This is a genomic window from Acidimicrobiia bacterium (assembly GCA_029210695.1).
In the GTDB taxonomy this organism is placed as follows: Bacteria; Actinomycetota; Acidimicrobiia; order Spongiisociales; family JAHEDJ01; genus JAHEDJ01.
Window position 1 is genome coordinate 95,938 of record JARGFH010000007.1, and the last position, 9,170, is coordinate 105,107.

General features: G+C 63.8%; 8 protein-coding genes. All 8 read left to right on the top strand.

The genetic code is table 11. The features are described from left to right. The first annotated feature begins 8 nt into the window (after positions 1–8). The 8 genes from P1T08_03960 (at position 9) to P1T08_03995 (ending at position 9,076) form a co-directional block, all read left to right on the top strand. The gene (locus P1T08_03960) at positions 9–1,004 is read left to right on the top strand and encodes an agmatine deiminase family protein (protein MDF1595241.1); all 996 of its coding nucleotides are present in this window, start codon (positions 9–11) and stop codon (positions 1,002–1,004) included. After that, a complete protein-coding gene (locus tag P1T08_03965; GenBank protein ID MDF1595242.1) occupies positions 1,001–1,942 on the top strand; it encodes a hydrolase in 942 nt (313 codons plus the stop codon). Before P1T08_03960 ends, P1T08_03965 begins: the two co-directional genes overlap by 4 nt. 97 nt (positions 1,943–2,039) lie before the next feature. Beyond that, a complete protein-coding gene (locus P1T08_03970; GenBank protein ID MDF1595243.1) occupies positions 2,040–3,611 on the top strand; it encodes an ABC transporter substrate-binding protein in 1,572 nt (523 codons plus the stop codon). Positions 3,612–3,671: 60 nt separating this feature from the next. Further along, positions 3,672–4,616, top strand: coding sequence for an ABC transporter permease (locus tag P1T08_03975; GenBank protein MDF1595244.1), 945 nt, complete (start codon positions 3,672–3,674; stop codon positions 4,614–4,616). Continuing rightward, a complete protein-coding gene (locus tag P1T08_03980; protein MDF1595245.1) occupies positions 4,613–5,488 on the top strand; it encodes an ABC transporter permease in 876 nt (291 codons plus the stop codon). The genes P1T08_03975 and P1T08_03980 overlap by 4 nt, the downstream gene beginning before the upstream one ends. Continuing rightward, positions 5,485–6,465 (top strand): ABC transporter ATP-binding protein, encoded by a 981-nt coding sequence (locus tag P1T08_03985; GenBank protein MDF1595246.1) that lies wholly within the window; start codon positions 5,485–5,487, stop codon positions 6,463–6,465. The genes P1T08_03980 and P1T08_03985 overlap by 4 nt, the downstream gene beginning before the upstream one ends. After that, positions 6,462–7,451, top strand: a complete 990-nt coding sequence (locus P1T08_03990; protein MDF1595247.1) for an ABC transporter ATP-binding protein — start codon at positions 6,462–6,464, stop codon at positions 7,449–7,451. The genes P1T08_03985 and P1T08_03990 overlap by 4 nt, the downstream gene beginning before the upstream one ends. Continuing rightward, complete coding sequence (locus P1T08_03995) at positions 7,448–9,076, top strand: amidohydrolase (protein ID MDF1595248.1); 1,629 nt, start codon at positions 7,448–7,450, stop codon at positions 9,074–9,076. Before P1T08_03990 ends, P1T08_03995 begins: the two co-directional genes overlap by 4 nt. Positions 9,077–9,170: the final 94 nt, after the last annotated feature.

A 9,170-nucleotide genomic window follows, 5' to 3' on the forward strand; every position in this document is an offset into this window, starting at 1 on the left:
GCTTCCGAATGCCGGCCGAATGGGAGCCACACGAGCGCACCCTGATGGCCTGGCCGGTGCACCACTCGTGGGGAGCCCACCTCGACCGTGCTCGGCAGGCGTATGCCGATCTGGCCAACGCCATCATCGACTTCGAGCCGCTCACGATGCTCGTCAACCCTGGCGAGGGCGCCGGAGCCCATCGCCTCCTGAGCAGCCGGATCGACCTGGTCGAGATCCCCTACGAGTCGGCGTGGCAGCGCGACTCCGGGCCCCTCGTCGTGGTGGATGACCAGGGATCTCGCCGCGGAATCGATTTCCGCTTCAACGCCTGGGGTGAACGCTTTTTGCCCTACCAACAGACCGCCGAAGCCGCCGGGGCGATCCTGTCCCACCTGGGCATCGAGCGGGTCGCCTCGTCCATGGTGCTCGAAGGAGGCTCGATCACCGTCGACGGTGAGGGCACGCTCATCACCACCGAGCAATGTTTACTCAATCCCAACCGCAATCGGGATATGACGAGAGGAGACATCGAACGGGAACTCGGGGAGAAGCTGGGTATCGAGAAGGTCATCTGGCTCCCCGTCGGCATCGCCGCCGACTTCGCTACCGACGGACACGTAGACGCGGTGTGCACATTCGCGGCGCCGGGCGCCGTCCTCCTCCAAGGCTGCACCGACCCCCACGATCCCGATTTCGAGCGTATGGCGGCCAACCGGGCGGCGCTCGACACGCAGACCGACAGCTCCGGACGCTCCTTGCAGGTCATCGAACTCCCCGACTTGCCCGGCGAGCCGTTCAAGGGGGCCGACATCGGGGTTGCCTACGCCAACCTCGTCATCGTCAACGGGGCCGTGATCGGCGGGATCGGCGGATACCCAACCGACGATGAGGCCCTGGAGATCATCGGCACGGCGTTCCCCCAACGCGCGGTGGTCGGTGTCGATGCAAGGATCATCTCGTACGCGGGCGGCGGTCCCCATTGCACGACGATGCAGATACCGGCAGGAGGGTCCACAACATGACCGACTTCCAGGTGATCACGAGAATCGACGACGTGCTTCCCTCACCGGCTCGGCATGAGGCGCCGAGCGGTCGGGGTGTGTTGCGAATTGGGGCCGTGCAGTGTGCCTGGGACGCCGACCCCGACCTGCATCAGGCAACGCTGGCGGAAGGGATTCGGCTGGCGGCGTCGCAGGGGGCGAGAGTGATATGCCTGCAGGAGCTCACGCTTTCGCCCTACTTCGCGGTCGCCCCCGACGACATCGAGGCGGCCGCCCGCTGGATCGAAGACCTCGAAGAAGGACCGACCGCGACTTTCGCCAGACGGATGGCAGCCGAGACCGGCGCGACCATCCACGCCAGTCTCTATGAGCGAGATCCCGGCGGGCTCGGCTTCAACACCGCCATCGCGATGGATGCGGCCGGAGAACTGCGGGCTCGCACTCGCAAGGTACATATTCCCCAGTTCCCGCTCTATCACGAAGATCGCTACTTCGCTCCGGGCGACAGCGGGTTCCCCGTGATCGACATCGAAGGAGCCGGCTTCGGGTTCCCGACCTGCTGGGACCAGTGGTATCCGGAACTGGCCCGCATCTACTCGCTCGAAGGCGCAGAGATTCTCGTCTATCCCACAGCAATCGGCATCGACCCGGACGAACTCGACTACGACACGCAACCCATGTGGCGGCACATCATCACCGCCAACGGCATGGCCAACGCGACCTTCATGGTGGTGATCAACCGCATCGGCACCGAAGGTCCGACCACCTTCTACGGCTCGTCGTTCATCTCCGATCCATACGGGCGAGTCGTTGTCGAAGCCCCGCGCGACGAACCGGCGGTGCTGGTCGCGGACCTCGATCTCGACCAACGAAGGGACTGGATGACCTTCGGGCTCTTCGACACCAGGCGCCCGGATCAGTACCAGCGATTGGCACAGTCGGACGGGGACGGTGCATGAACACGACTCGGACGACACCCCGTCAATCACGGATCCTTAGGATTGGATCTAAACCAGATCCGATTCTCCAAACAGCACCCGAGAGGAGATAGAAACCATGAGGCGAAGAACAGGAATCATCGTATTCGTGTTGATGGCGCTGCTGGTCGCGGCTTGCGGTGATAGCACAGATGGCACCGAGGCCACCGACGATACGCCGACCGGGACGACGCAGCCGGGAACCGAGCCGACGGTGGCGCCCGGCGACGATGGGGGAGGCACGCTCACTGCCGTTCGCTTCGAGTCGTTCGACGGCTGGGTACTCGACTCCGCGGCTGCCTATTCCAGCTACCAGACGCACCAGGCGGTGATCGAGCCGTTGATGCGTTTCGGTTCCGACGGGCAGTCGATCGAGCCGGGGCTGGCCGAGAGCTGGGATTACGACCCGGACGGGCTGACGATCACTTTCACGCTGCATGAGGGAACACGCTTCAGCAACGGCGACCCCGTCACCGCAGAGGATGTCGCCTTTTCGCTCGACATCTGGAATGCCGGACCGAACTTCGGCGGATCCTGGGATGCCATCGCCGGAGTAACGGGTGAGGGACGAGAGATCGTTATGGAACTCGCCTACCCGGACAATACGGTCATGGCGGTACTCGCCTCCTCGATCTCGGGCATCATGCCCAAGGATTTCGGCGGACTGACCGAAGATGACTACTACAACAATCCGATCGGCGCAGGTGCCTTTGTCGTGGATGAGTGGTCGATCGGCGGCCGCATAATCCTGTCGCCCAACGAGTTCTACTACGACCCGGAGCGCCCGTATGTGGATGAGCTCATTCTCGATGTGGTGACCGACGAGGCCGAGCGGCAAATCCTCTTTGATAGCGGCGAGGCCCAGATCATCGAGTACCTGTCGCCAACCGTCGCCCCACAGTACGACCCGGCGGACGTCTACATCTGCACGGTTCACTCCGTTGAACACATCGGACTCAACGTGCTGAGGCCACCATTCGACGATCTGTTGGTACGTCAAGCGGTTGCCTACGCGATCGATTACGACGCCATCGACGCCGCGCTGGGTGAGTACTTCGGCCTCCCGAGCGGGATTCTGTCGCCCAACATCCTCAACTGGGCTCCACCGTCCAAACCGTATTTCAGGCGGGACCTGGATACGGCCAATGATCTCCTGGCACAGTCGTCGGCGGCGGGAGGTACTTCGGCGGAGCTGATTTACGACGCCGGCAACGCTCTGGATACTCTCGTTGTGCAGATCATTCAGGCGAATCTCGCCGAGATCGGCATCGACGTGTCGTTGAGTGCGCTCGAAACCGGTGCGTTCCTGGATCGGGCGTTTTCGATCGACGCCGACATGACGATCTGGAACTACGGAGCTATCTCGCCGAATATCTCCGACCCCATGATCTGGATTTATGCGACCGGGTGGCTGTTCTCCGGGTTCGAGACCGATACATTGTTCGACCAGTTCCTGGCCTACGCAGACGCCGCCACGAATGAGGATATGCAGGCAATCGTCACCGAGATCCAGGACGGTGCCATCGACGAGGCTGCCGCCATCGCCGTGGCAGAAGGTTCCTACCTTCACGCGGTGAATCAGAACCTGACCGGGTTCGCGTCCGCCCCATGGGGCCTGTACTACTACGACACCATCGGGCTCGGCGGCTAGAACGATCAGAGTGGGCGCCGGGGCTACCGCCCGGCGTCCACTCTCAACGGGAAGGTGGATGTGGGGCGGTTTGGCTTCGTAGCCAGAAGGCTGTTGCAGACCATTCCGATGCTGTTCGGCATCGTGCTGGTGGTCTTCCTCGTGCTGCAGATCACTCCGGGCGATCCGGCCCGGCAGATTGCCGGCCTGCGGGCAAGCGAAGCCGACCTCGAGGAGGTTCGCCAGGAACTGGGATTGAACGACCCGATCATCGCTCAGTACGGACGATACGTCGGCAACGTGCTCCAGGGCGACCTGGGCTACTCGTACAAATCACGCAAACCCGTCGCCGATATCATCGGCGACCGTATCTCCGTGACGGTTTGGCTTCTCGCCACCGGCGTCCTGATGACCTTGCTGATCAGCGTCCCACTTGGCGTAGTCGCCGCCCTTCGGAAGGATCGGATTGCGGATCACGCCATACGTGGCTTCGGGTTGCTCGGATTGAGTATGCCGGCGTTCTGGACCGGAGTCATCCTGCTGTTGCTCGTGGCGCTTCCGACCGGGTGGTTCCCGGCGGGCGGATTCGGGGATACCTTTGGTGAGAAACTCCGGGCAATCTTCTTGCCGGCATTGACCCTGGCAATCGGCTCATCGCCGTTCATCATCCGCGGATTGCGCGCCGCCATGATCTCGGTGATGGAATCCGACTACATCTCCACCGCACGATCCGTCGGCGTTTCCGGTGGACGACTGGTCCGCCGTTTCGTGCTCCGCAACGCGGCAGGACCCGGCGTCACGTTGCTGGCGATCGAGATCGGTTACCTCTTGTTCGGCGCCGTCGTGATCGAGACGACCTTCGCGCTGCCGGGTGTCGGCCAGGGTCTGGTGATTGCCGCGCAGGGACGGGACCTACCTTCGGTCCAGGGTTACACGCTGCTGTTCGCTCTGGTTGTCGTCGCGGTCTACCTTCTCTCGGATGTCGTGACCGCGATGCTCGATCCGCGGGTGGAGATCGACACATGACCACTCCCGCCTTCGAAGCAGTCCCCGAGGCTCCGCAGATCGCAGAGGCATCCCTGGCCGAACCGGGAGTGTGGAAGCGCATGCCGAAGAAGGTCTGGGTTGGGTTTGCCATCGTGGCCCTTTATGTGCTCGTTGCTCTTCTAGCCCCCGTGATTGCCCCCTACGATCCTCTAGCCATCGAACCGGTCAACCGGCTCGCCTCGCCTGATACGGCCCATCTCCTGGGTACCGATGAGCTCGGACGGGACATTCTTTCGAGGCTGATCTACGCGGCCCGGGTTGACATTCCGATCGGATTCCTCGGTGCGCTCCTTCCGGCCATTCTGGGCACGATGCTGGGGGCAATCGCCGGGTACTTCGGCCGCTGGGTCGACACGGCCATCATGCGCACAGCCGACGTGGTGCAGGCGTTCCCCGCCTACATCCTCGTGATTGTGCTCGTCTTCGCACTTGGCCAGGGGGCCGGTTCGATCATCCTCGCCTTCACGGTGCTGGCCTGGGTCATCTATGCCCGCATCATCAGGGGGGAAGTGCTGCGCGTGCGTGATCGGGACTATGTGCAGGCCGCCCGCGTCGCCGGATTGCGGAAAATGCGGATTCTCCGGGTCCATGTGTTCCCGAACGTCATCAACCAGACCCTGGTCTATCTGCCCAACGACATAGTGTTTGCCACGCTGGCGCTGGCCGCGTTCTCGTTTCTGGGGTTGGGTATCCCGCCTCCCACGCCGGAGTGGGGAGCGATGATTGCCGAGGGTCAACCGTTCCTTCGCACGAACTGGTGGTTTGCGACTGTGCCCGGGTTGGTGATCGTGGGTCTCGGACTCGGTCTGTCCCTCATCGGCGAGGGGCTCGAGGAAGGCCTCCGGGCATGACCGGGCAGCTACTCGAGGTGGCCGACCTCAAGATCACGCTTCCGGCAGGTGGCGGCACGATCACGCCGGTGGACGGAGTGTCGCTGTCCCTCGGAAGAGGCGAAGCTCTCGGCATCGCAGGTGAGTCGGGGTCCGGCAAGACTCTCACACTCAAATCGATCATCGGATTGCTGCCCCCTGGAGCGTTCGTGGAGGGCGATCTGCGATTCGCGCTCGAGGACGAAGCACCGATCCCCTATTCGGCCACCGACGTGCACGGTCGCGGAATATCGATCATCTTTCAGGAACCGATGACCGCGCTCAACCCGACGATGCGGGTAGGGGATCTGATCGCGGAGGGTCCCCGAATTCACGAGGGGCTCGGCAAAGCGGCGGCCAGGCAACGGGCCGTTGAACTGATGCGGCAGGTCGGCATACCCGCCCCGGAGCGAAGGGCCAGGATGTGGCCCCATCAGCTCTCCGGGGGTCTCCGCCAGCGAGTCATGATTGCGACGGCCCTCTCCACCCGTCCCAAGCTCCTGCTCTGCGATGAGCCGACAACGGCGCTGGACGTGTCGATTCAGGATCAGATCCTCGGGTTGTTGCAGGAGATCCGGACCACGCTGGGGATGTCGATCATCTTCGTTTCGCATGATCTCGCAGTTCTCGGCGAGCTCTGCGAACGGCTCGCCATCATGTACGGGGGCCAGGTCGTCGAGACCGGACCGACGGAAGCGGTGTTCTCCAGACCGAATCATCCCTACACCGAGGCGTTGATGACCTCGGTTCCTTCCTTCGACGCGACCTCCGACAAGCTGGCCGGCATCGAGGGACATCCGCCGGATCCCAGGTCGTTCCCGCCCGGTTGCCGGTTCGCCCCGCGTTGCCGTTATGCGCAGGACGATTGCGCTGAGGTGCAGTTCAGGCTGGTGCCCACCTCCGCCGAACGTTCGACGGGGTGCATTCACACTGAGATCTTCGCCGAGGGGGAGCGGTGAGCGCCTTCCTAGAGGTGCGGGATCTCACGGTCACTTTCCGGGTCGGGTCCGCGCTCAAGGCCCGGCTGAAAGGTGAGCCGCCTCCGGATCTCACCGCCGTCGACGGAATCTCGTTCACGGCGGAGCGGGGGGATTCCATCGGGATCGTCGGTGAGTCGGGGTGTGGGAAGTCGACCCTCGCCAAAGCGATCACGGGTCTGGTCCCGGTGGCTTCTGGTTCACTTCATCTCGATGGTGAGCCGCTCCTCGCCAAGCGCGACCGGACGAAGATGCGTCGTATCCAGATGGTGTTTCAGGATCCCAGTTCGTCGCTCAATCCGTCCCTCACGATCGAGCGGATGCTCTCGGAGCTCCTCACAGTCCATCGGATCGTACCCGGAGACAACGTCGCCGATCGTTGCGGAGAGCTGATGGAACTCGTTGAGCTGCCCCGTAGCCTGCTCAAGGTCAGACCCGGCCGGTTGTCGGGCGGACAGAGGCAGCGGGTTGGTATCGCCCGGGCGCTCGCCCTCGAGCCGGATGTTCTGATCGCGGATGAAGCCGTCGCCGCACTGGATGTGTCGGTGCAGGCGCCCGTGCTCAACCTCCTGAATTCGCTCAGAGAGAACCTTGGACTCACCCTCATGTTCATTTCGCACGACCTGGCGGTGGTCCGATATGTGAGCGATCGGGTGATCGTGATATACCTGGGCAAGGCGGTCGAGGATCGGTCGACCGCGGAGTTGTTTGACGATCCCCGCCATCCCTATACCAGGGCGCTCATGGCCGCCGCCCCCAAGTTCGGGGTGAAGAAAGCGCCGGGTGAGTCGGCGTTGAAGGGCGAGCCGCCGAGTGCGTTGAAACTCCCGAGCGGTTGTCGGTTCAGTCCGCGCTGCCCGATCGCGGCGGAGGTCTGTCACCAGATGGAGCCCGATCTGACCGGGCCCTCTCCAGTCCAGAGGGCTGCGTGCCACTTTGCCTGGGACCCGCACGGTGTTACATCATGAAACCCGCCGACGTGGTTCTGCGTGGAGCGCCGATCTGTACCTTCGATGCTGCCCGGCCTTGGGCTCAGGCCGCTGCGGTAGCCGCAGGTTCGATCCAAGGCGTCGGCAGCGCCGACCAGATGGCGGAGCTGATTGGTCCGGACACCACAGTTGTCGACCTCGGGCGCGACCAGCTGGTTCTTCCCGGGTTCATCGATGGTCACACGCATTACGTCAATGGCCCCCTGGAAGCTGCAGGAGTTGTGCTTTCTGAGTGCGAGACACTCGAGGAGGTCGTGAGTGCGCTTCGGGCCGCGCCCCCCGGTGACGGGACCGTGCTCGGCGGAGGGTGGCGTTCCCACATCTTCCCCGACGGGCCGGATCGCCGGATCCTCGATGAGATCTTCGGAGACGTCCCGGTCATGTTGCGGGAGATCAGCAGCCACTCGCTCTGGGTCAACTCTGCGGCGCTGGCGAGAGCCGGGATCACCGCCGCCACACCGGATCCGGATCCCGGGTTCTCGATGTTCGTTCGCGACGAAGCAGGCATGCCCACGGGGTGGGTGCTCGAAGAAGGGGCAATGGCGATGGTGCGATCGGCCGTCTCTCCGGCGACACCGGGCCAGGCGCGACGGGAGCTACTGGCGGCCCAGCCCGGCTACGCGGCGGCCGGGCTCACAGGCGCCTTTGACGCAGGGGTCTTCCTGATTGACGAGTGGGCGGCGTGGGAGATGCTCGTCGAACTCGATCATCGTGGTGAGATCGGCCAGAGGGTCGTTGGGGCGAAGGCCGCCATCTTCGGCGCCGACCCGGTGGCGATGCTGCGGGAAGCTAATCAGACCTTCCGTTCACCCAACGTGACGATCGACACGCTCAAGATATTCGTCGATGGGGTGCCCGAAGCGCACACCTCGGCTTATCTGGAACCGTATGACGACCGGCCCGACACGCGCGGGCCACTGGCGGCTCCCGAGGAGGACATCCGGCGATGGGCGCTCGAGGCGGACGCCGCCGGTTTTCCTTGCCACTTCCATGCCATCGGCGACCGGGCCGTGCGGGTCGCACTCGATGCGGTCGCAGGCGTCAGATCGTCGGGCAACTCGGGCCTGCTCCATACGATCTGCCACGGTGACCTGGTCGATCCTGCCGACCTGCCCCGATTCGCTGAGCTCGGTGTAGTGCACAACACCTCCGGGCAGTGGATAGCCAGCACCCCGATCGACGAAGTCATGACCCGGCGCGTGGGCGAGCGAGCGCGGCGCCACTACACCATTCGCAGCGCCCTCGAGGCCGGGACCGTCGTGACACTCGGGGCGGACTATCCAGCTTCGTCGTATGTGTCGACCTACCGGCCGCTCGTGCTGATCGAATCGGCGGTGACACGGCGGCTGGCCGGAGTGACGACGGATGAGCCCCTTCCACCGGCACATGAGGCGCTGCCGGTCGAGGCTGCGATCCGGGCGATGACTATCGATGCCGCCCGCCAGCTGCGAATTGACCATGTCGCCGGCTCACTGCGGGTGGGGAAGGATGCAGATCTCGTCGTACTGGGCCGGAACGTCTTCGAGATTCCACCCCATGAGATTGCCGCCACGCCGATTGCTCTCACGATGCGCGGCGGCCGGATCACCTACGAACAAGTCTGACTGACTGGCGACTCTGCCTAGGTGGCTGCCGAAAAAGTTGGTGGTTGTGGGTCGGGGGTGCTCGCGTTCGAGGTCGTTTTCGGTCACACTGGAG